The 22,139-nt window shown below is 72.1% G+C and carries 22 protein-coding genes; 4 read left to right on the top strand and 18 right to left on the bottom strand.

Annotated features, from left to right (window positions below; genetic code table 11):
* The first annotated feature begins 21 nt into the window (after window positions 1-21).
* Complete coding sequence (locus AB0K67_RS09205) at window positions 22-723, top strand: phenylalanine--tRNA ligase beta subunit-related protein (RefSeq protein ID WP_364055393.1); 702 nt, start codon at window positions 22-24, stop codon at window positions 721-723.
* Window positions 724-728: 5 nt separating this feature from the next.
* Here AB0K67_RS09205 and AB0K67_RS09200 read toward each other — a convergent pair whose 3' ends face one another.
* From AB0K67_RS09200 to glnA, 4 genes are all read right to left on the bottom strand, one after another.
* Entirely contained in the window at window positions 729-926 is a 198-nt protein-coding gene (locus tag AB0K67_RS09200; RefSeq protein ID WP_364055390.1) for a DUF5708 family protein, read from the bottom strand.
* 184 nt (window positions 927-1,110) lie between these two features.
* Entirely contained in the window at window positions 1,111-1,266 is a 156-nt protein-coding gene (locus tag AB0K67_RS09195; RefSeq protein ID WP_364055387.1) for a hypothetical protein, read from the bottom strand.
* A 397-nt stretch (window positions 1,267-1,663) separates the two neighbouring features.
* On the bottom strand, window positions 1,664-2,380 hold the full coding sequence (locus tag AB0K67_RS09190) for a hypothetical protein (protein WP_364055384.1): 717 nt from the start codon (window positions 2,378-2,380) through the stop codon (window positions 1,664-1,666).
* 205 nt (window positions 2,381-2,585) lie between these two features.
* On the bottom strand, window positions 2,586-4,010 hold the full coding sequence (gene glnA, locus AB0K67_RS09185) for a type I glutamate--ammonia ligase (protein WP_364057524.1): 1,425 nt from the start codon (window positions 4,008-4,010) through the stop codon (window positions 2,586-2,588).
* 229 nt (window positions 4,011-4,239) lie between these two features.
* Between glnA and AB0K67_RS09180 the strand changes: the two genes are divergently transcribed.
* From AB0K67_RS09180 to AB0K67_RS09170, 3 genes are all read left to right on the top strand, one after another.
* The gene (locus AB0K67_RS09180; protein WP_364055381.1) at window positions 4,240-4,701 is read left to right on the top strand and encodes an RDD family protein; all 462 of its coding nucleotides are present in this window, start codon (window positions 4,240-4,242) and stop codon (window positions 4,699-4,701) included.
* Window positions 4,702-4,764: 63 nt separating this feature from the next.
* On the top strand, window positions 4,765-5,385 hold the full coding sequence (locus AB0K67_RS09175; RefSeq protein WP_364055378.1) for a helix-turn-helix domain-containing protein: 621 nt from the start codon (window positions 4,765-4,767) through the stop codon (window positions 5,383-5,385).
* Entirely contained in the window at window positions 5,382-6,320 is a 939-nt protein-coding gene (locus AB0K67_RS09170; RefSeq protein ID WP_364055375.1) for a hypothetical protein, read from the top strand. Before AB0K67_RS09175 ends, AB0K67_RS09170 begins: the two co-directional genes overlap by 4 nt.
* On the opposite strand, the gene AB0K67_RS09165 is transcribed toward AB0K67_RS09170, so the two are convergent.
* The 14 genes from AB0K67_RS09165 to AB0K67_RS09100 all read right to left on the bottom strand — a co-directional run bounded on the left by AB0K67_RS09165 (window position 6,301) and on the right by AB0K67_RS09100 (window position 22,068).
* Window positions 6,301-7,065, bottom strand: coding sequence for a methyltransferase domain-containing protein (locus AB0K67_RS09165; protein WP_364055372.1), 765 nt, complete (start codon window positions 7,063-7,065; stop codon window positions 6,301-6,303). The genes AB0K67_RS09170 and AB0K67_RS09165 overlap by 20 nt on opposite strands.
* Window positions 7,065-7,745 carry a DUF4191 domain-containing protein gene (locus AB0K67_RS09160; protein ID WP_364055369.1) on the bottom strand — a complete coding sequence of 227 codons (681 nt, stop codon included), beginning with the start codon at window positions 7,743-7,745 and terminating at the stop codon, window positions 7,065-7,067. Before AB0K67_RS09160 ends, AB0K67_RS09165 begins: the two co-directional genes overlap by 1 nt.
* A gap of 68 nt (window positions 7,746-7,813) precedes the next feature.
* Entirely contained in the window at window positions 7,814-10,189 is a 2,376-nt protein-coding gene (locus AB0K67_RS09155; RefSeq protein ID WP_364055366.1) for a glycoside hydrolase family 3 C-terminal domain-containing protein, read from the bottom strand.
* A gap of 148 nt (window positions 10,190-10,337) precedes the next feature.
* Window positions 10,338-11,132 (bottom strand): alpha/beta fold hydrolase, encoded by a 795-nt coding sequence (locus AB0K67_RS09150; protein ID WP_364055363.1) that lies wholly within the window; start codon window positions 11,130-11,132, stop codon window positions 10,338-10,340.
* Window positions 11,129-11,515 carry a VOC family protein gene (locus AB0K67_RS09145; protein ID WP_364055360.1) on the bottom strand — a complete coding sequence of 129 codons (387 nt, stop codon included), beginning with the start codon at window positions 11,513-11,515 and terminating at the stop codon, window positions 11,129-11,131. The genes AB0K67_RS09150 and AB0K67_RS09145 overlap by 4 nt, the downstream gene beginning before the upstream one ends.
* A gap of 98 nt (window positions 11,516-11,613) precedes the next feature.
* The gene (locus tag AB0K67_RS09140) at window positions 11,614-12,570 is read right to left on the bottom strand and encodes a helix-turn-helix domain-containing protein (protein WP_364055357.1); all 957 of its coding nucleotides are present in this window, start codon (window positions 12,568-12,570) and stop codon (window positions 11,614-11,616) included.
* 113 nt (window positions 12,571-12,683) lie between these two features.
* Complete coding sequence (lipA, locus tag AB0K67_RS09135; protein ID WP_364055354.1) at window positions 12,684-13,613, bottom strand: lipoyl synthase; 930 nt, start codon at window positions 13,611-13,613, stop codon at window positions 12,684-12,686.
* 42 nt (window positions 13,614-13,655) lie between these two features.
* Window positions 13,656-14,636, bottom strand: a complete 981-nt coding sequence (locus AB0K67_RS09130; RefSeq protein ID WP_364055351.1) for a hypothetical protein — start codon at window positions 14,634-14,636, stop codon at window positions 13,656-13,658.
* A gap of 84 nt (window positions 14,637-14,720) precedes the next feature.
* Window positions 14,721-15,413: a lipoyl(octanoyl) transferase LipB gene (gene lipB, locus AB0K67_RS09125; protein WP_364055348.1), complete on the bottom strand. Its 693-nt coding sequence runs from the start codon at window positions 15,411-15,413 to the stop codon at window positions 14,721-14,723.
* A gap of 37 nt (window positions 15,414-15,450) precedes the next feature.
* A complete protein-coding gene (locus tag AB0K67_RS09120) occupies window positions 15,451-16,188 on the bottom strand; it encodes a peptidase E (protein ID WP_364055346.1) in 738 nt (245 codons plus the stop codon).
* Window positions 16,189-16,227: 39 nt separating this feature from the next.
* Window positions 16,228-17,121 carry a TIGR01777 family oxidoreductase gene (locus tag AB0K67_RS09115; RefSeq protein WP_364055344.1) on the bottom strand — a complete coding sequence of 298 codons (894 nt, stop codon included), beginning with the start codon at window positions 17,119-17,121 and terminating at the stop codon, window positions 16,228-16,230.
* A 574-nt stretch (window positions 17,122-17,695) separates the two neighbouring features.
* Window positions 17,696-19,144: a 2-oxoglutarate dehydrogenase, E2 component, dihydrolipoamide succinyltransferase gene (sucB, locus tag AB0K67_RS09110; RefSeq protein ID WP_364055341.1), complete on the bottom strand. Its 1,449-nt coding sequence runs from the start codon at window positions 19,142-19,144 to the stop codon at window positions 17,696-17,698.
* Between the two features lie 38 nt (window positions 19,145-19,182).
* Entirely contained in the window at window positions 19,183-20,547 is a 1,365-nt protein-coding gene (lpdA, locus tag AB0K67_RS09105) for a dihydrolipoyl dehydrogenase (protein WP_364055338.1), read from the bottom strand.
* A gap of 51 nt (window positions 20,548-20,598) precedes the next feature.
* Entirely contained in the window at window positions 20,599-22,068 is a 1,470-nt protein-coding gene (locus AB0K67_RS09100) for a leucyl aminopeptidase (protein WP_364055335.1), read from the bottom strand.
* Between the last annotated feature and the right edge of the window lie 71 nt (window positions 22,069-22,139).

Below are 22,139 nucleotides of genomic sequence, written 5' to 3'. Positions count from 1 at the left end.
AGTACAGGGGAGTGAGGACCGATGCGTTTCCAGCATTCGCCCGCCATCTGGAACGACTTCCCCGCACTGGTCCCCGCGGCGCTCTACGCCGAGGGCATCACGCCCGAGGTGTCCGTGGCGGACCGCGTGCCCGCGTACGCCGCGCGCGCCGCGGCCAGGCTCGCCACCGCCTCCGAAAGCGACCTGCCGGAGATCCAGGCCTGGCGGCGGGCCTTCTCCCGCATGGGCCTGAAGCCCACGCAGTACCGGTGCGCCTCGGAGTCGCTGCTGCGTCGCTTCAGGAAGGAGGGCGCGCTGCCGTCCCTGCACCTGCTGGTGGACCTGTGCAATGCGATCTCCATCGCGTACGCGGTGCCGATCGCGGTCTTCGACGTCTCGCGGATCGCCCGCTACCTCGAGGTCCGCCACGCCACCGGCGACGAGACGTACCTGACCTTCTCCGGCGAGACCGAGCACCCCGCCCCCGGCGAGGTGATCTTCGCCGACGCCGAGGGCCGCGCGCACGCCCGCCGCTGGACCAACCGCCAGAGCGGCCTGTCGGCCGTGCGCGACTCGACGTCGAACGTGCTGATCGTCGCCGAGGCCCTGCACGCCTCGGCCCCGGCCGACATGGACTCCCTGGTGGCCACCCTCACGACCGAGCTGAACGCGCTCTGGCCGGTCACCCCGAAGTCGGCCGTCCTCACCGCCGCCGAACCCGCCTTCGACTTCGCCGGCGACTAGGCCGGTCAGCCGCGGGCGTCGCCGGGGCGCAGGACCTTGTAGAGGCCGTACAGGGCCTCCACCCCGCCGATCACCATGAGGACGACGCCGATCTTGGACGGGGTGAAGACGAAGATCTCCTCATCGAGCCCGAACAACCAGAGCGCCAGCCCCACCACGAAGGTGAGCGAACCGGTGAACAGCGTCTTCCTGGCAGAGGCCATGAATAATCCTCACAAAGGGGATTCGCGTGCTGATGACCCTGCACACCCTAGTGAGGGGCGCCCCGGCGGGGCCTCCTGCCGCTGAGGGAGATCGCCGTACACCTTTCGGCTGACCCCCGTACGCTCACCCGCAGCGCTCCTGCGCGCGCGGGCCGCCACCGGGGCGTCCGTGACGGTCCGGCGCTCACCACCGGTCGTGGCGGCCGCGCAGCTTGTCGAGCAGGCCGTGCAGCCGCTGCCGCTGACGGGGGTCGCGCGTCATGCGCCTGCCCTTGTCGACGTGCCTGCGGCCCTCAGGGCTGCTCAGGAAGTGGCGAACCTTGTTCATCAGGGATGTCATGATCTCCTCCTCGGGTTTCGCCATCCTCTACCCCGGATACCGGCTGGTTCACGGGACCGCCCGGCCCCGACCGCCCGGCGCACGCCACGGCACGGGGCGTGGGAGGGGGCGTGTCCGGCGCGCGTGGTGGGGGGCGTGTCCGGCGTGCGTGGTGGGGGGCGTGTCCAGTCGCGTGGGTGGGGGCGTGTCCGGGTCGCGTTCGCGGGGGCAGATTTGGTCGCGTCGGCGGGTGTATCCGGGTCGCCAGAGCGAGAGCACGCCGGCGGGGCGTGTCCGGACGTTACGGCGCGGGTGCGGAACAGGGCGCGCCCGGTCGCCAGGGCGCGTCGGCGTAGGGCCGTCACCCCACGGCCGCGCGGGCCCGCCGCACGCGGGGTCGTCACCCGGCCGGCCCGGCTCAGCCGAAGCGCGTCGTCCACTCGCCGGGCAGCTCGGCGCGGACCCGATCGAGGGCCTCCACGGTGCGGGCCCGGACCTGGATCATGGCGCCGTCATCGCGGATGATCACGTCGCGACCGGCGTACCAGCGGATGCCAGGCGCCGCCTGAGACGTCGGATAGTCAGGCAGCGGCAGCCGCGTGAAGCGCCCCTCCAGTACGCCGCCCTCGTCATCGTCCAGCTCCCTGCCGTCGGCGAGCTCCTCCGGCGAGACGAGCGACTCCGACAGCACCATCTCCACGCAGGCGTGCGAGAAGCGGTCGAGCCAGCCGTCCCAGCTCTCGGAGGCCTTGTCGGCGAGGTCCAACCGGATCATCACCGGGGGATCGGGCCGCTCCAGCTCGGCGAGCGGAATGCCCCAGCGAGCCGCGCCCTGGCTCTCGACGCGGAATACCAGCGCCTTGTCGACGATGTGCAGCTCATCGGGGCCGAGGAGAACGTCCTGCACCCCGACCAGGTCGGTGCGGCGGCCGAAGAGCCCGTACGCCTCGCGCAGCGCCACGGGCAGGCGCACGCCCAGCCGCGCCTCGGTGGCGTCGAGCTCGGGCTCGGACCAGCCGTCGCCGTCGGCCGGCGGCGAGCCCCACGCCGCCGCGAACCCGCGGATGAACCGCCACGCCCCCTCCCGGCCGGCCATCGCCGCCGGGAACTCCCGGATCACCTCGAAGCCCGTCATGCGCCGAGAGGGTAACGCCACCCACCGACAATCGAGCATGAGAAGGCCTCGCGGCGAACGCCCGGAGGCCCGGGGCGAGGCACATCTCCTCGCCCCGGGCCTCCGGGGTTCACGACCTGTGGCGGACGACCGCCGCCCACGCGGACGGGGCGGCACCGGCCGGACGCCGCGCGCCGCCCGCAGCGGGCCGGCGTGCGGCGGCCGATCACACGTCGTAGTAGAGCTCGAACTCGTGCGGGTGCGGGCGGAGACGGATCGGGTCGACCTCGTTCTCCCGCTTGTACGACAGCCAGGTCTCGATCAGGTCCGGCGTGAAGACGCCGCCCTCGAGCAGGTAGTCGTGGTCGGCCTCGAGGGCGTCCAGCACCTCGGGCAGCGAGCCGGGCACCTGCGGGATGTTGCGGGCCTCCTCCGGCGGCAGCTCGTAGAGGTCCTTGTCCACCGGCTCCGGCGGCTCGATCTTGTTGCGGATGCCGTCGATGCCGGCCATCAGCATGGCCGAGAACGCGAAGTACGGGTTGCACGACGGGTCGGGCACCCGGAACTCGATGCGCTTGGCCTTCGGGTTGGAGCCCGTGATCGGGATGCGGACGCAGGCCGACCGGTTGCGCTGGGAGTAGACCAGGTTGACCGGGGCCTCGTAGCCCGGCACCAGACGGTGGTAGGAGTTGACCGTCGGGTTGGTGAACGCCAGCAGCGACGGGGCGTGCTTGAGCAGGCCGCCGATGTAGTAGCGGGCGGTGTCGGACAGGCCCGCGTAGCCGACCTCGTCGTAGAAGAGCGGCTGGCCGTCCTTCCACAGCGACTGGTGGCAGTGCATGCCGGAGCCGTTGTCACCGAAGATCGGCTTCGGCATGAACGTCACCGTGTGGCCGTACTCGAGCGCCGTGCTCTTGATGACGTACTTGTAGAGCATCAGGTTGTCGGCGGTCTTGAGCAGCGTGCCGAACTTGAAGTCGATCTCCGCCTGACCGGCGGTGCCGACCTCGTGGTGCTGCATCTCGACCTCGATGCCGGCCTCGATGAGGTTGCGCACCATCTCCGAGCGCAGGTCGGTGAAGTGGTCCATCGGCGGCACCGGGAAGTAGCCGCCCTTGTAGCGCGGCTTGTAGCCGAGGTTGCCGCCCTCGGTGGCCTTACCGGTGTTCCAGGCGCCTTCGATGGAGTCGATGTAGTAGTAGCCGGCGTTCGCCTTCGTCTCGAAGCGCACGTCGTCGAAGATGTAGAACTCGGCCTCGGGGCCGAAGTAGACCGTGTCGGCGATGCCCGTGCCCTTGAGGTATTCCTCCGCCTTGCGCGCGACGTTGCGCGGGTCGCGGCTGTAGGCCTCACCCGTCAGCGGGTCGTGCACGAAGAAGTTGATGTTGAGCGTCTTGTGCTGACGGAACGGGTCGAGCACGGCGCTGGAGGGGTCGGGCAGCAGAAGCATGTCGGACTCGTGGATCTGCTGGAAGCCGCGGATCGACGAGCCGTCGAACATGAGTCCGTCGGTGAAGACGCTCGCGCTGAAGTTCTCAACCGGGAAGGTGAAGTGGTGCGTCGTCCCCGGCAGGTCGGTGAACCTGACATCGACGAACTGCACCCCTTCGTCGCTGATGAACTTCAGGACGTCGTCGGCGGAGTTGAACACTCTCAAACCTCCCTGGGGACTGGCCACTCATGCGAAAGCTAGGGCGTAGCGGTTTCCGCATGGTGTCCCGCTTGTTTCGCACGTGTTACGCGCGGTCTGCCTGGTCACAGGGCGTGCGGGCGGCCGCTCACGTCTCCCCGGGCGGCGAGTCGTCCCCGTCGCGGCGGACCGGAGTGCGGCGCGCGCCCTGCGATTCGGACCGCCCCTGCCTGCGGCTACCGTGGAGTCCATGAGCAGCAAGGAGCCTCGGTGGACGCAGACCTGGCTGGGCGGCGTCCGTTCCGCAGGGGTCGATCTCGGCTACCCGGGTGAGCGCCTGGGGCTGCCCCAGGAGGGCAGCGGGTCGGTGTCGGGATGGGGGCGCAGGATCGGCGCGCTCGTCATCGACTGGATGATCTGCACGTGGGTGGTGGTGCAGCTGCTGCTCAGGATGAACCCCGCGGAGTCGCCGTGGGCGCCGGCGCTCGTGTTCGCCGTGCAATACCTGCTGCTCGTCGGCTTCATGGGGCAGACGTTCGGCCACCGGCTCATGGGCATCAGGGTCGCCGCGATGGACGGCGGCGACCCGCGCTGGCTGCCCGTCTTCGTCCGTACGGTGCTGCTCAGCCTGGCCATTCCCGCCGTCATCTGGGACCGCGACCACCGCGGCGTGCACGACCGCGTCTCCAACACGGTCGTCGTCCGCATGTAGCGCCCGAGCCGCAAAAACCGTACTGGGTATGATTTTGTACCCGGTAGGGTTTATGCTGTCCGCATGATGATGGCGGGGCTCAGAGAGCGCAAGAAGGAGCAGACCCGGCAGCGCATCGCGGAGACCGCGCTGCGGTTGTTCGCCGAGCACGGCTACGACGCGGTGACCGTCAACGAGATCGCCGAGGCGGCCGGGGTCGCCAAGGTGACGCTGTTCGCGTACTTCCCCAGCAAGGAGAGCCTGGTCCTCGACCAGATCAAGGACGACTACGCCGCGGTCGTGCGGAACCGGCCCGAGGGGATGCCGCCGCTCGGCGCGCTGCGCGAGCACTTCAGGGGCATCGCCAGGCGCGGCGTCGAGGCGCCGGTCGAGACGCTGCTGACCAGGGTCCAGGTGATCGCGTCCAGCCCCGCCCTGCTGTCGGGGGTCTCCCAGACGAACATGAGCGAGCGCGAAGAGCTGGCCGCCGCGCTCGAAGCCGCCATGCCGGACGCGGGCGTCGTGCCCCGGCTCATGGCGGCGCAGATCACCGCCGTCATCACCACGCTCCAAGAGACGTTCTTCCAGCGGCTGGTCAAGGGTGAGTCGCTGGAGAAGGCGGTGCGGCTGCTGGAGGACGAGGTCGAGCTGGCCTTCGACCTCCTCGAACGCGGACTTTCCTGGCAGGAGGGGACTGACTCATGAAGAAGGGCATCAACTATGACACCGGCTTCCTGCCGGGCGACGACCTGTCGCGCAAGAGCTTCGACCCCGCCGCCGTCGCGCGGGAGATGCGCGTCATCGCCGATGACCTGCACTGCCAGGTCGTCCGCGTCTCAGGCCGCGACCCGCACCGGCTGGCCGTCGCCGCCGAGCGGGCCGCGCAGGCCGGCCTCGAGGTCTGGTATGCGCCGTTCCCCGTCGACCTCACCGCGGACGAGATGATCGACCTGTTCGCCGAGGCGGCCGGGCAGGCCGAGTCGCTGCGCCGCGACGGCGCCGAGGTCGTGTTCGTCACCGGCTGCGAAATCACCGCCTTCGGCCCCGGCTACATCGAGGGCGAGACCTACCGCGACCGTCTCAAGGCGATGGGGGCGGGCGACGTCGCCTGGTGGACGGAGCTCTTGCGGGTCATGCCGCGCTTCAACGCCTACCTTGCGCGGGTGGCCGAGGTGGTGCGGGAGCGCTTCGGCGGGCGGGTGACGTACGCGGCGGGGCCGTGGGAGCTGGTGGACTGGGCGCCGTACGACATCGTGGGCGTGGACGCCTACCGCGCCTCCTACAACGCCCACGACTTCACCGATGAGCTGCGCGCCCGTTTCGAGTACGGCAAGCCGGTCGCCGTCACCGAGTTCGGCACCTGCCCCTACCGGGGAGCGGGCGAGCTGGGCGGCATGGCCTGGGCGGTGCCCGAGGGCGCGGTGCGCGACGAGGGCGAGCAGGTGCGTTACTTCACCGAGCTGATGGACGTCTTCGAGGCCGAAGGCGTGGACACCGCCCTGTGGTTCACCTTCGCCGCCTACAACCGCTTCGGCGACGACGACCTCGGCTCCTACGGCGTCGTCACCATGCTCGACGAGACCCGCTGGCGGCCCAGGGAGCTCTTCCACGCCATGGCCGCTAGATATTCGCGCAGCTGAAGATGGCCGTGCCCGGAATGTGGCGGCCGCGCAGCGGGCTCCAGCCGCCCCACACCCGCTCATGGCCCTCCGGCCACTCGGGCTCGATCAGCCCGGTGATCGTCAGGCCGGACGCCACCAGCAGGTTGACCCAGTCGGCCATCGTCCTGTGGTGCTCGACGTAGGTGAGCCTGCCGTGCTCGTCGCGCTCCTCGTACGGCGACCGGTCGAAGTAGGAGCGGTCGGAGGTCAGCCCGCGCGGCCCCGGATCGTCGGGGAACGCCCACCGGATCGGGTGGCTCACCGAGAACACGAACCGGCCGCCGGGCCGCAGCACCCTGCGCACCTCGCGGAAGACCGCCAGCGGGTCGGCCACGAACGGCAGCGCACCGTAGGCCGAGCAGGCCACGTCGAACGCCGCGCCGGCGAACGGCAGCACCTCGGCGTCGGCCTGCACCACCGGCACGGACACCCCGGTGTCGAGGTCGATGCGCTGGGAGTGGCGGAGCTGGCGGTGCGAGATGTCGAACGCCGCCACCCGCGCACCCTGCGTCACCAGCCAGCGCGCGCACTGGGCGGCGCCGCAGCCGATCTCCAGCACCCGCCGCCCGCGTACGTCGCCGAGCAGGCCCGCATCGGCCTCGTCGAGTCCTTCAGGCCCCCACACGAAGCCGGTGTCGCGCAGGAAGTCGCCGTGCTCGACCTGGTAGTCGTCGGCGTTGCCGTCCCACCAGCCGCGGTTGGCCCGCGACGAAGGCGACAGCACTAGCGCATCTTGGGGCCGCGCGGGATGCGGGCGCCCTTCGGCATCGGGCCCTTCGGCAGCGGCATGTTGCGCGGCAGCGAGCGCAGGCGGTCCTTCACCTCGTTGACCGACGGCTTCTTGAGGTTGCGCGGCAGCTTCATCAGGTGGCGCTGCAGCTTGGCCAGCGGCACCTGGCCCGGGCCGTCGCCGCACTGCACGTCGTAGATCTCGACGCCGAGCACCACGCGCGAGATGCGCTGCTTCTCGGCCTTGAGCAGCTTCGCCACCCGGTTGCCGGGACCCTCCGACACCAGCACCACGCCGGGATAGCCGACCACGAGGTGCACGACGTCCTGGTCACGGTTGGCCGCGATGGCGGGCGTGACCTGCCAGTTTCCGCGCATGCCCTGCAGCACGGCCGCCGCCGCGCCCTTCTGGCCGTCGAGGAGGGAGTATTGCGCCTTCTGGGCGAACTGCCCGAAGACCACGAGCCCGACCGTGAACGCGGCCAGCAGGCCGATGAAGATCGAATACCACAAGTAGTCCGTGACCAGACCGATCACGACGACCACCGCCAGCGTGCCCACCGCCGAGAGGAAGACGATCGGCATCCCCTTGGGGTTGGCCTGCTTGATGATCTGCGCGATCATGCGGAGCTGCTTGATGCGCCCCGGCTTCTCTGGGTCCTCGGACTTTGCCATGCTCAGAAGGATACAAACCAACAGGTGCAGGAGAGAAAACGCGGCCCCTGCCGTTTTTCCCTTGTGACCTAGATTTTCACCGTTGCCGCCAGGGGGAGGTCCGCCGCGTTACGCCCGGCGCGTACGACGTGCTCGCCCTCGACGGTCCGCCAGCCGCCGTCCCACACCTGAAAGGCCCGCTCGGGCAGGAACATCGTGGTCACGACCGTCTGCCCCGGCTCCGCCTCGACCACGTCGAACGCGGCCAGCCGCCCCCGCGCGTACACCTGCACGACCTCCCGGCCCGCGCGGTCGCCCGTGTTGGTGACCGAGACGGTGACGCTCGTGCCCTCGGCCGCGATCGCGTCGTACGACCAGGTCGTGTAGCCGAGCCCGTGCCCGAACCAGAACGCCGGCGACCCCTCCCACGCCCGGTAGCCGATCTCCTCCCCGTAGACCAGCCGCCCGTCCACCGGCCTCACGTCCGGCACCGGCGCGTCGGACAGCCGGCGCGGCCACGTCGTCGGCAGCCGGCCGCCCGGCTCGCCGTCGCCGAACAGCACCTCGGCCAGCGCCGCGCCCGCCTCCTGGCCGGGGAACCAGGTCAGCAGCACCGCCGCCACCTCCTCCAGCCACGGCATCTCGACCGGCGCTCCCGCGTTGACCACCACGACCGTGCGCGGGTTCGCCGCCGCCACCGCGCCGACCAGCTCGTCCTGCCTGCCGGGCAGCCGCAGGTCCCGCCGGTCGAACCCCTCGCTCTCCACCTCCGGCGTGGTCGCCACCACGACCACCGCGACGTCCGACTCCGCGGCCACCCGGACCGCCTCGGCCATCAGCTCGTCGTCGCTCGGCGCGGGGTCCGCGTGGCCGAGGGTGAGCGACACGAACGGCAGGCCCGCGAGCGTGCCCGCGGGGTGCGTCAGCGCCAGCTCGTACGTCCTGCCCGCCTCCATCGGCACCCGCACCCGGCGCTCCGGCGGCGTCAGGAACCCCGCCGGGTCGCCGTGCTCCGGTTCGAGCCGCTCGTCCATGACCACCGCGCCGTCCACGGTGAGCGTGAACGCGCCCACGCCCGCCGCCGACAGCTCGTGCGCCCCGGAAGTCTCCGCCCGGTACGCCGCCCGCAGCCGCACCGCGGCCAGCCGGTCGGCGTCCACGCCCGGCGGCAGCCCGCCCAGCCAGCGGCACTCGCCGTCGGCCACCTGCTGCTCGGCCAGCACCGCACCCGCCCCGTCCAGGAACTGCGCGGTCAGCGGGCCGGGCAGCGGGGCCAGGCGGATGCGGGGGTCGGTGCCCGTCGCGTACCTGACCTCCGTACGCTCCGACAGCGCCGCCAGCGGCGAGACGACCCGCTCGGGGTAGACCTGGGCGCTGCCGCCGCCCATCGCCCGCGCGTGCCGGGCGGCGGCCCCGATGAGCGCGATCGTCGTGCCCGGCGCCAGCGGCAGCACGCCGTCGTTGACCAGCAGCGTGCTCCCGCGTACGGCCGCCTCCCGCGCCAGCGCGGCCCCGTCGATCGCCTCATCCGTACGGACGGAAGCCGCGCCGGCCGGGGGAGTGGCAGTGCCAGGGGGAGCTTGAGTGCTCAGGGGCACCGGGTCGCCCGCAGGCGTGCGAAGCGCGCCGACGCGGGCGGCCAGGCGGAGGATGCGGCGGACCCGGTCGTCGATCGCCGACTCCGGCACCCGCCCCTCGCGGACGGCCCGCTCAAGCCGGGAGCCCCACGGACTGTCCGGGCCCGGCATGGCGACGTCCGTGCCGCCCAGCGCGGCGGCCTCGGTGGAGCGGACGGCCGTCCAGTCCGACACCACGAACCCGTCGAACCCCCACTCGCTCTTCAGCACGCCGTGCACCAGCTCGGCGTTCTCGGTCATCGTGGTGCCGTTCACCGAGTTGTACGCGCTCATGATCCCCCACACGCCCGCCGCCACCACGCGCTCGAACGGCCGCAGGTACAGCTCGCGCAGCGCCCGCTCGCTCACCCGGACGTCCAGGGTGAGGCGGTCGGTCTCGGAGTCGTTGGCCACGAAGTGCTTGGCCGCGGCGGCGACCCCGCCCTCCTGCACGCCCTCGACCAGCGCGGCGCCGATCTCACCGGTCAGGTACGGGTCCTCGGAGAAGTACTCGAAGTGCCGGCCGGCGAGCGGTGAGCGGTGCAGGTTGAGCACGGGGGCGAGGAGCACGTGCACGCCCTTGCGGCGCGCCTCCTGAGCGAGCAGCCGGCCCGCCCGCCTGACCAGGTCCACGTCCCACGTGGCGGCCAGCGCGGTGGGGCTTGGCAGGGCGATCGAAGGGTCGCCCGAGCGCCACTGCCTGCCGCGTACGCCGATGGGCCCGTCGCCCATCACGATCGCGTCGAGCCCGATCTCGGGCAGCGGCGGCAGCGACCACAGGTCGGCACCGGTCAGCAGGCGGATCTTGGCGGAGAGGTCGAGGCGGGCGAGCAGCGCGTCGAGGTCCACGACCCCAGTGTCCCTCGCGCACCGCCCGCCCGCAGTCTGTTTTCCGCCGGCCCCGGCCCCCGTCTCGGCGCCCCAGGCCGCCGGGTTCCGCCACCGGCGGCACGTCGCGCGATCGGCCCGGTCCCGCCGTCGCCAAACCCGTCCGGCGTCACGCCGCCACGAAGAACTCCAGCAGCTCGGGCACCAGCGCCTCGGGCGCGACGTTGTGCGCCTGACCAGGCAGCACCCGCCGCACCGCGCCGGGCACCGTGGCCGCCACCGCCGCGCCCGCGTTCACCATCCAGCCGGGGCTCGCGCCCCCGTTGAGCACGAGCGTCGGCTGCGTGAGCCCGGCCAGGCGCGCGGCGGGCAAGGCGTTGCCAGGACCCAGCACCGCCGCCTCGTACACCAGCGTGTGCGCAAGCGCCTCCATGTCCGCCCAGGACGGGTGCTCCCGCATCCCGGCCAGGACGGGCTCGGGCACCTCGGCCGCCTCCACCATGAACCGCTCGACCACCTCGCCCCGCCGCCCGGCCGCGACGAGCGCGGCGAGCTGCTCGGCGAAGTCGGAGGGCAGAGGGGGAGCGCTGTCGTCCACGTGGTACGGCGGCTCCCACACCGCCAGATGCGTGACGCCGGGGAGCACCATGGCGGCCTCCAGCGCCAGCGCCGCGCCCGACGAGCCGCCGAACACCCTGGCGGTCCCGCCCGCCTCGGCGATCACCGCGGCCAGGTCCTCGATCTCCCGCTCGACCGCGTACGGCGCGGTGTCGCCGCTGCCGCCCCGCCCCCGCCGGTCGTAGGAGTACACCGTGAACCAGCGGGACAGCCCGTTCGCGATGGCCGTCATCGTCGGGTCGCTCCGGTCCGCGAACGCGCCCTGGACCAGGACCACGGCGGGGCCGGAGCCGTGGCGGTCGCAGGCGATGGGCGTGCCGTCGGCCGAGCGTACGACCGTGCTCACTGCGCGGGCTGAACCAGGCACAGCGCCTCCCAGTGGTGGCCGTCGAGGTCGGCGAAGCCGCGCTGGTAGCGCACGCCGTCTTCCTGCCGCACGCCCGCCGGGGTGGCCCCGGCCGCCAGCGCCTTGTCCACCAGCTCGTCCACCTGCGCCGGGTTCTCCATGCCGAGCACCAGGATCGCCTCGGTGCTCGTGCCGGCGTCGGCGATGTCCTTGGTGGTGTACCGGGAGAACACCGGCTCCTCAAGCAGCATGACCTGCGTCTTCTCACTGATGATCAACGACGCCATGCCCTCGGCCATGCCGAACAACTCGAAGCCCAGGCTGGTGAAGAACTCCGTGGACTTGGCGAGATCCTTCACGGGCAGATTCACGAAAAGCTGCATCGCTGAGGTCCCTTCTTCTCATCGCGCCTTCTCAGCTGTGTCGATCATGCCGGGCGCGGGACCCGCGGTCTTGCACGTGAGTGCCAGGAGATTGACGTTCAGCGCACGGCGTTGGCACGGCGGAACTCGGCGGGCGGCACGCCGTACGTACGCCGGAACAACCTGCTGAAGTGCGCCGAGTCGGGTAAGCCCCAGCGCGCGCCGACGGCGCTGACCGGCTCCGCGCCGCCCGCGAGCAGGTCGGCGCGGCAGCGTTCGAGCCGCCGCCGCCGGATCCACGCGGCCACCGTCGTGCCCTCGGACTCGAACAGCCGGTGCAGGTAGCGCACGGAGATGTGGCAGGCCGCGGCGATGGTGGCCGGGTCGAGTTCCGGGTCGCCGAGCCGCTGCTCGATGAAGGCGTGCACCTGCGTCAGCAGCGCCCGCCGCCGCGCGTCGTCGGGCAGCTCGTCCGTACGCCCCGCGCGCTCGGCCACGGCGGTGCCGATGAGGTCCATCGCCACCGTGGCCAGCCTGGCGGCGCTGTCGGGCCGGTAGGTCGCGTGGTCGTCGGCCACCCTGCGCAGCAGCGGCGCGGCCAGCGCCCCCGTGCCCGAGCCGCTGTCGATGGGCATCGCGGTGAACGGCGCCACCCGCCCTTCGGGCAGCGCGAGCAGGTCCCGCGGGAAACTGAACACGGCGAGCCGCACCGAGGCGTCGTAGGCCAGCTCGTACGGCCGCCCGAAGTCGTAGATCGCGAACTCGCCCGCGCCGAGCCGCGCCTGCCTGCCGTCCTGCTCCAGGCGGACGCCGCCCGAGACCACCAGCACCACCCGGTAAAGGTCGGGGTCGTCGCGGCGGATCAGCCCGGGTGTGCGGTGCATGCTGTGGGGCGTGGAGGCGCGCACCCGGCCCACGCTCATCGGCCCCAGCCGGCCCAGCTCGATCTCGCCGCGCAGCGGCGCGCCGGGCGCGATGCGGGTGTCGAGCGGTCCGAGCACGTCGCACACGATGCTCCGCCACGTCTGGTGGCGCTCTTTGGCGGGCAGGTCGCTCGTACGGAACAGCATGGCCATGCGGTATCCCTCGCGAACACGGTCGGCTGCGCCGACATCGTAACGACGCCGCACCTGCCCCGCACACGGGCATGATCAGGCCCCGGGACGCGCCCGGGGCCTCAGCTGTTCGGTCAGGCGGTCTGCCTGGCCTCGATGGCCTGCTTGTAGAGCCGGCCCGCGCGGTACGACGAGCGCACCAGCGGACCCGACATCACGCCGGCGAAGCCGATCGCCTCGGCCTCGGCCTGCAGCTCCACGAACTCCTCCGGCTTGACCCACCGCTCCACCGGGTGGTGGCGCGGCGTCGGCCGCAGGTATTGGGTGATCGTCAGCAGGTCGGTGCCGGCCTCGTGGAGGTCGCGCATGGCCTGGAGGACCTCCTCGCGCGTCTCGCCCATGCCCAGGATCAGATTGGACTTGGTCACCAGCCCGGCCTCGCGGGCCATGGTGAGCACGTTGAGCGAGCGCTCGTAGCGGAAGGCCGGCCTGATGCGCTTGAAGATGCGCGGCACGGTCTCGATGTTGTGGGCGAACACCTCCGGCTTGCTGGAGAAGACCTCCTCCAGCTGCTCGCGCTTGCCGTTGAAGTCGGGCACCAGCAGCTCGACGCCGCAGTCGGGGAGCAGCGCGTGGATCTGCCGGGCGGTCTCGGCGTACAGCCAGGCGCCGCCGTCGGGCAGGTCGTCGCGGGCGACGCCGGTCACGGTGGCGTACTTCAGGCCCATCTGCTGGACCGACTCGGCCACGCGGCGCGGCTCGTCGCGGTCGTACTCCTTGGGCTTGCCCGTGTCGATCTGGCAGAAGTCGCAGCGGCGGGTGCACTGGTCGCCGCCGATCAGGAAGGTCGCCTCGCGGTCTTCCCAGCACTCGTAGATATTGGGACAGCCCGCCTCTTCACAGACCGTGTGCAGGCCCTCCCGGCGCACGAGCGATTTCAGCTCGGTGTATTCGGGGCCCGTCTTCAGCTTGGTCTTGATCCACGGGGGCTTGCGCTCGATAGGGGTTTCGGCGTTACGCACCTCCAGGCGGAGGAGCTTTCGGCCTTCAGGAGCAACGGTCACCTCTTCAGCTTACGTCTCCTGGCAAAACGCCCGGGTCGAGGGTCAGGAGATGAGGCCGAACCCGCGAACCGCCCGCGCGTAGTGACCGGTCAGCTCCTCGTCGATCCGTTCCGACTCCTCCACGCCGAGCAGCTCCGACGGCGGCGGCGCCGGGAGCACGCCGTCATCGGTGAGCTGGAACTTCGTCAGCGCCGTACGCCTGATCGCCGCGACGCTCTCGCCGCGCAGCGCCGCCGCCTGCATCGGCGCGAGATAGCGGCCGCCCGCCGCCTGCTCGTCCAACTCGGCCAGGTCCTCCTCGGGCGCCGCCCGCCTGGCCAGCGCCCGCTGCCTGGCCCGGACCCGTGGCTCGCCCGAGCGGGCCAGCCACGACAGCGCGTACCACAGCAGCAGCACCGGGACGCCCAGCACGCGGCCGAGCACCCGGCCGAGGAAGCTCGCCACGTCGTACGGGGTGTCGGGGGTCTGCGTGCCGCCCAGCGCGTACGCGATGCGTTCGCCGGCCGCCTCCCTTGCCGTCAGCGGCGCGGAACCCATCAGGGCGTCGCGCCAGGCGTCCAGCGTGGCCAGCGCCTGGCTCACCACCCGCTCGTCCCCGGTCGGCAGCCGCGCGTACGCGGCCGCGAGCAGCGCCACCCGCTGGCGGGGCGGCAGCGCCAGCCACAGCGGCAGCCCGACGAGCAGGACCGGGGTGCGGGCCACGCCGATCCGGTCGTAGGAGGTCACCGGGCTGAGGTCGACGAGCGCGATCGCGCGCGGCGGCCGCACCCCCATCCTGGCGGCCACCCGGGCGGCGACCGCGTACAGCTCGGGCGCGCTCGCCCGGCTCACCGGCTCGGCGCCGGCCGGCATCCGGCCCAGCCGGGGACGCAGCGCCCACCCGACGGCCAGGCAGAGCAGCCCCAGGAGCCACCACAGGACCGACCCTGGGTCCCGCACGATGATCCAGCCGCCCAGCACGACGAACGCCAGCGTCAGCAGATGGACCACGAGCGCGAGCGCGAGAGCGGTGAGGCGCTTCACAAGCGGATGGTAAGCAGAACCGCCGCGAACCTTCCGCTGCTTTTTCGTGCCGATTCGGTCACCGGGGTCGCTTACCGGCCTGGACTACCGCCGTAGCAGATCTTCTTCGTGGAGATCGAACGGCTGCTTGCCGAGCGCCTCCGCCAGCCGCTTCTCCGCGATCGGCATGACCTCCTCGACCACGATGCGCCGGCCCGTCTCGGCCGACAGCGAGGAGACGCCCACGTCGGGGATGCCGCACGGCGTGATGCGGTTGAACCAGCTCGGGTCGTTGGCGCAGTTGAGCGCGAACCCGTGCATGGTGACGCCGCGCGACAGCCGCAGCCCCACCGCGCCGAGCTGACGGTCGGGCAGCCCGAGCGCGGGATCGCCGGACGCCCACACGCCCGCGCGCCCCTTCACCCGCCGGGCGGTCACGCCGAAGTCGGCGCACACCTGGATCATCGCGTCCTCGAGCCGGCACGCGTAGTCGACCACGTCGGTGATGGCCACGATCGGGTACGCGACGAGCTGCCCGGGGCCGTGCCACGTCAGCCGCCCGCCCCGATCGACGTCGACGACCGGGGTGCCGTCGGAGGGCCGCTCATGCGGGGCCGTACGCTTGCCCGCCGTGTAGACGGGCGCGTGCTCGAGGATCAGAACGGTGTCGGGAAGCTCGCCGGCGACCCGCTTGCCGTGCACCCAGCGCTGCAGCGACCAGGCCTGCTCGTAGGGGACGTCGACTCCGAGACGGACGATGGCGAGTGCGTGGGGATCGTCCCCGGGGATGGGGCGCATGAGCCTATTGTGCCGTTCCCTCACCCTTGAAGGGTAATCAGGGGGTCAGCGACCGCGGCTCGATCCTCAACTCCTTTACCCCATCCGTGCCGTCACGCTCCACCTTGTACGCATATCCGCCCGGCGCCACGCTCACCGCCTGGATGAACTCCGTGCCCACGTAGTGCAGCGCCACGCCCTCGTCGGCCGCGTACGCCTCCGGCAGCTCGCCCGAGGCCACCGACGCCTGCAGCAGCGGCCGCCGCTGCGGCTCGGAGTCGTAGTGGACCCCGCACGCGTAGGGCAGCAGCCCCATGCCCTCGGCCCACACCCGCAGCTCGGGCCCGAAGGAGTCGGTGTTGCCGCCGACGTGCCAGCACAGCGCGCCCGCGCTCTGCCCCGACAGCACCACGCCGGACCGCCACGCCTCTTCGAACGCCTCGTCAAGCCCGTGCAGCCGCCACAGCGCCATCAGGTTCGCCACGCTGCCACCGCTGACGTAGATCATGTCCTGGTCGAGCATCCAGGCGCGCGGGTCCTCCACGTTCGGCATCGGGAAGACCGTCAGGTGGCTCACCTCGACGTCCCAGCCGGCGAACGCGCCGTACATCTTCAAGATCCAGTCGGCGGAGTCGCCCACCGCGGTGGCCACCAGGCCCAGCTTCGGCCGGTCCTGGCCGGTGAGGTCGAGGCCGTAACGCAGCAGCCCGCTCGCCTCGATCTGGCCGTGCCGCTTGCTCGGGCGGAACGACCCGCCCCCGATCGCCAGGATGTGCGACTGTCCGGACCGGTTCATGTCAGGGATCCCCCACGCTGTGAAAACGATGAACGGCCACTAGAGTACGGCGCGCAGCGCCTCGTCGATGCTGGTATGGGCGAAGCGGTACCCGCCGTCGAGCAGCTTGGCCGGCCGGAGGCGGTGGCTCGACAGCAGCCCCTCGCGGGCGAACTCGCCGAGCCCCGCGGCCAGCGCGAACGCCGGCACCGGGATCGGCATCGTGCTCTTGCGCATCGCCTTGCCGAGCGCGCGGGTGAACTCCGCGTTGGTGACGGGGGAGGGCGAGACGAGATTGACCGGCCCGGCGATCTCCCGCTCGGCCAGCAGGTGCAGCACCGCGCCCACCCAGTCGTCCAGGCTGATCCACGACCAGTACTGCCTGCCCGTGCCCAGCGGCGCGCCCAGGCCCAGCCGGAACAGCGGCAACATCCGGGCCAGCGCGCCGCCCCGCCCGCTCAGGACCAGCCCCGTACGCAGGAACGCGGTCCTGATGCCCGCCTCCTCCGCCCGCGCCGCCGCGCCCTCCCACCGCTCGCACAGGTCGGCCAGGAAGCCGCGGCCCTTGCCCTGCGCCTCGTCCACCACCCGGTCGCCGGTGTCGCCGTAGAAGTCGACGCCCGAGGCCGACAGCAGCACCTCAGGCGGCCTGTCCAGGCCGCGCAGGGCGTCCACCAGCACCTGCGTACCCTGCACCCGGCTGGCGAGCAGCTCCCGCTTGTACGCCGGTGTCCAGCGCCGGTCGGCGATCGGCGCCCCCGCGAGATGCACGACCGCCTCGGCACCCTCCAGCGGCGCCAGGTCCACTGTCTGCTCGGCCGGCTGCCAGAACGCCTCACCGGCCCCGCGCGGCGGCCGGCGCACGAGCCGGACCACCGTACGCCCCTGCGCCTCCAACGCCTTCACCAGCGCCGACCCGAGCAACCCCGACGCCCCCGTCACGATGATCGCCATACCCGCACCTTACGTCCCACCCCCGCGAAACCGCCCGCTCAACGCGCCCCACCGCACAGGCGGCGGTCGGGGAGGCGCACATGACGGCAACCCCATGGCGGCGCGCGCCGGGCAGACCGGTGGCGGCGAGGTGCTGTCACGTGTCGCGGTGCGGCTTCGCGCCCTGCGCATCCGCCCCTGGCCGGCCTCCGCACACGCGGACGGGTGCCGAGCGGTGGGGTGGCGGGTTCGCGCGCACCTGGGCGCTACACGCGGGCGGGTGCCGAGCGGTGGGGTGGCGGGTTCGCGCGCACCTGGGCGCTCTGCCGTGGCGGGTGGGTCTGCGCGCGGCCTTTGTGCTGATGACGCGCCGAGGGCGGGCCGGCGGCCGCGCGCGCCGGACGGCGTGCGCTGCTCCTGTGCGCCCCCGCGCACTGCCCCGCCGCAGAGGCGCGCCACCCCTGTGCGCTGCCGATGTGCAGGGGCGGGCCGGGCATCCCGCGAAGACCCGGGCAGCGGGACGCCGTGGAAACGCGACGGCCGGGCGGCCCCTCGACGGGGCCGCCCGGCCGGTCAGCGGGCGAGCGCCGCGTGACTACGCGAGGCCGAGCTGCGCCTCGAAGCGGCCCTCCTCCAGACGACGCTTGATCGTCGTGAGGAAGCGGGCGGCGTCGGCGCCGTCGACGAGCCGGTGGTCGTAGGTCAGCGCCAGGTAGACCATCGAGCGCACCGCGATGACCTCGCCCTCGGGCGAGTCGATCACCACGGGCCGCTTGACGACGGCACCGGTGCCGAGCATGCCGACCTGCGGCTGGTTGAGGATCGGCGTGTCGAACAGCGCGCCACGGCTGCCGGTGTTGGTCAGCGTGAACGTGCCGCCGGTGATCTCGTCGGGCGTCACCTTGTTGGCGCGGGTGCGCTCGGCGAGGTCGGCCGTCTTGCGGGCCAGGCCGGCGAGGTTGAGGTCACCGGCGTTCTTGATGACCGCCGCGATGAGGCCGCGCTCGGTGTCGACCGCGATGCCCAGGTGCTCGACGTCGAAGTACGTGACCTCCATGGTCTCGTTGTTGATCGTCGCGTTGAGCTTCGGGTGCTGCTTGAGCGCCTCGATGGCGGCCAGCTCGAAGAACGGCATGAACGTCAGCTTGACGCCCTCGCGCCGCAGGAAGTCCTCCTTGGCCCGCTCGCGCAGCCGGGCGATCTTGGTGACGTCGACCTCGACCACGGTGGTGAGCTGGGCGGCGGTGTGCAGCGACTCGACCAGGCGCTTGGACATCGTCTGGCGCAGGCGCGACATCTTCTCGGTGCGGCCGCGCAGCGTGGTGTCGACCTCGACCGGCTCGGGCCCGGCGGCGACCGGGGCCTGGGCGGCCGGCGCGGCCTGAGCGGGAGCCTGGGCCGGAGCGGCCTGCGAGGCGGCCTGAGCCTGGGCCTTCTCGCGCTGCGCCCTGGCGGCCTCGAGCACGTCCTGCTTGCGGATGCGGCCGCCCACGCCGGTGCCGGTGATGGAGTCGAGGTCGACTCCGTGCTCGGCGGCGAGCTTGCGCACCAGCGGCGTCACGTAGGGGCTCTCACCCGACGGCACTGCGGGAGCGGGCGTGGGCGCCGGCGCGGCCTGCGGAGCAGGCTGGGGAGCCGCCTGCGGCGCGGGAGCCGGAGCCGGCGCGGGGGCCGGGGCGGGCTGCGCCGGGGCGGGCTGCGGGATCGAGGAGGCCGGCTGCGCCGGGGCGGGCTCGGGCTCCGGCTCGGGCTGCGGCGCCGGCGGAGCGGCGGCCTCGGGAGCGGGGGCTGCGGCGCCCGGCTGGCCGTTCTCGTCGATGATGGCGAGCTCGGCCCCGACCTCGACCGTCTCGTCCTCAGCCACGACGATCTTGGTCAGGACACCCGCGGACGGCGACGGGATCTCGGTGTCGACCTTGTCGGTCGACACCTCGAGGAGCGGCTCGTCGGCCTCGACGCGCTCGCCCTCCTTCTTCAGCCAACGGGTTACCGTGCCCTCGGTCACGCTCTCGCCGAGCTGGGGCATCTGTACGGAGACCGGCATCGTTATCTTCTCTCGCGTTCTGGATCTCGAGGGCTGGACTAGTTGTGTACGTGCAGCGGCTTGCCGGCGAGAGCCAGCATCGCCTCACCCATGGCCTCGGACTGGGTCGGGTGTGCGTGAATGAGCTGGGCGACCTCTGCGGGCAGGGCCTCCCAGTTGTAGATGAGCTGGCCTTCGGTGACGAGCTCGCCGATGCGCCGGCCCACCATGTGGACGCCGACGACGGGCCCGTCCTTCTGCGCGATGACCTTCACGGCGCCCGACGTGCCGAGGATCTGGCTCTTGGGGTTGCCCGCGAGGTCGTAGACCTGCTCGACGATCTCGATGCCGCGCTCTGCCGCCTGCTTCGAGGTGAGGCCGACCGAGGCCACCTCGGGGTCGGAGTAGGTGATGCGCGGCACGCCCGCGTAGTCGATGGGCGGCGGGTTGAGCCCGGCGATGTGCTCGGCGACCAGGATGCCCTCCGCGAACCCCGCGTGCGCGAGCTGCGGGGTCGGGATGAGGTCGCCGATGGCGTAGACGCCGGGCACGGAGGTGCGGCAGTACTCGTCCACCACGACGGTGCCGCGCTCGATGGCGATGCCCTGCTCCTCGAAGCCCATGCCGGAGGAGACCGCGCCGCGGCCGACGGCGACGAGCAGCACCTCGGCCTCGAGCGTCTTGCCGCCCGCGAGGGTGACGATGACGCCGGACTCGGTGGTCTTGGCGCTGTCGAAGAAGACGCCGAGCTCGTACTTGATGCCGCGGCGGCGGAAGGCCCGCTCGAGCAGCTTGGAGCTGGACTCCTCCTCGGTGGGCAGCAGGTGGGGCAGCGCCTCGACGATCGTGACCTCCGCCCCGAAGGAGCGGTAGACGCTGGCCAGCTCGACGCCGATCACGCCGCCGCCGAGCACGACCACGGAGGCGGGGACGCGCTCCATCTTGAGCGTGTGCTCGCTGGTGATGACGCGCTCGCCGTCGATCTCGAGGCCGGGCAGCGTCTTGGGCGCGGAACCGGTGGCCAGGACGATGTTGCGGCCCTCGTAGACGTCGGAGCCCACCTGGATCCGGTTGGGGCCGACGAGGCGGCCCTCGCCTTCGACGATCGTCACGCCCGCGGCCTTCAGCAGGCCCTGCACGCCCTTCCAGGCCCGATTGACGATCTTGTCCTTGAAGGCGTGGACGCCCTGGACGTCGATGCCCTCGAAGCTCGCCTTGACGCCGTAGGACTCGCTCTCACGGGTCTCGTCGGCGATCTCGGCGGAGTGCAGCAGGGCCTTCGTGGGGATGCATCCCCTGTGGAGGCAGGTGCCGCCGATCTTGTCCTTTTCGATCAGGGCGACCGACTTGCCCAGCTCAGCCGCCCGCAGGGCACAGGCGTAACCGCCGCTGCCGCCTCCTAGGACGACGATGTCATAGGCCACAGGAAGGCTCCTTGTCGGGGTGTTCGTGATGCCGTCATCTTTTCATTTGTTTCAGATGCTCGCGTGCCGCTCCGCGACTCCGATCAGGGTGCGGGTGAAGGCGCCCGTGCCGCCCTTGGGGATGTAGCCGTACGGCTCGCCCTTGTTGTACGCGGGACCGGCCATGTCGATGTGGGCCCAGCGCACGCCGTCGGGCACGAACTCCTTCAGGAAGATCCCGGCCGCCAGCATGCTGCCCCAGCGCTCGGGCTGGAGGTTGGCGATGTCGGCGACGGCCGAGTCGAGGCCCTTGCGCAGCTCCTCGGGCAGCGGCATGCCCCACGCGCCCTCGCCGGCGGCGCCGGCGGCCTCGACCACCAGCTCCCTGACGGCGTCGTCGTTGGCCATGACGCCGGCGGTGCGCCAGCCGAGCGAGACGATCTGGGCGCCGGTGAGCGTGGCGACGTCGACGATCAGGTCGGGCCGGTCCTCGGCGGCGCGGGCAATGCCGTCCATGAGCACCAGGCGGCCCTCGGCGTCGGTGTCGAGCACCTCGACGGTCTTGCCGCTGTAGCTGTGGATGACGTCGGAGGGGCGCTGGGCGGTGCCGCTCGGAAGGTTTTCCGCCAGGCAGAGGTAGCCGATGGCGTTGACCGGCAGGCCGAGCCTGGCGATGCCGATGAGCGCGCCGAGCACGGCGCCCGCGCCGCCCATGTCGGACTTCATCCAGTCCATGGAGGCCGACGGCTTGAGCGACAGGCCGCCGGAGTCGAACGTGATGCCCTTGCCCACGAACGCGAGCGTCTTGCTCGCCTCGGGGTGGCTGTAGGAGAGGCGGACCAGGCGCGGCGGGTTGGACGAACCCTGGCCGACGCCGATGAGGCCGCCGTAGCCGCCCTCCTTGAGCTGCCGCTCGTCGAGCACCTCGACGGTCAGGCCGGCCTTGCCGCCCGCCTGCTCGGCGAGCTCGGCGAACCTGGCCGGCCACAGGTCGGACGGCGGGGTGTTGACCAGGTCGCGGACCAGTGTGACGGACTCGGCGAGCACGCTCGCGCGCTCGGCCACGCCGTCGCCCTGGCCGGACAGCACGGTCAGCTCGGCGACGGGAGCCTTCTGGTCGCCGCCGGTGCGGTAGCGGGAGAACGCGTACGCGCCGAGCAGGCCGCCGAGCGCGACGGCCTCGGCCTCTTCCGCGGTGCCGGCGGGCAGCGCGAGCGCGGCCCTGGACTGGCCGGCGACGGAGCGCACGGCGGCACCGGCGGCGCGGCGCAGCGCCTCGAGGTCGGGGGAGTCGCCCAGGCCGACGGCGACGAGGAGGGGAGCGGTGACCGAACCGAACGTGGGCAGCTTCGCCAGCTCACCCGCCTTGCCGGTGAAGCCGACGGCGTCGAGCGACGCGGCCAGCTTGCCGCCGAACGCGGAATCCAGGGCCTCGGCGCCCACCGCGGGGACGGGGCCGTCCTGGCCGGACCGGAAGCCGACGATCAGGGCGTCGGTGTCGATGGAGACGGGATCTGCTGAGTTCAGCCGCACTGTGGTCACGTAAACCGATGCTATCCACGGTTTCTGCGTACTCACAAACAGGGGTTCATCCCACGAATCACGGCCGCGCG

Origin of the sequence: Nonomuraea sp. NPDC052634 (assembly GCF_040678535.1) — a bacterium.
Lineage (GTDB): Bacteria > Actinomycetota > Actinomycetes > Streptosporangiales > Streptosporangiaceae > Nonomuraea > Nonomuraea fastidiosa.
This window is presented reverse-complemented; position numbering and strand designations above follow the sequence as displayed.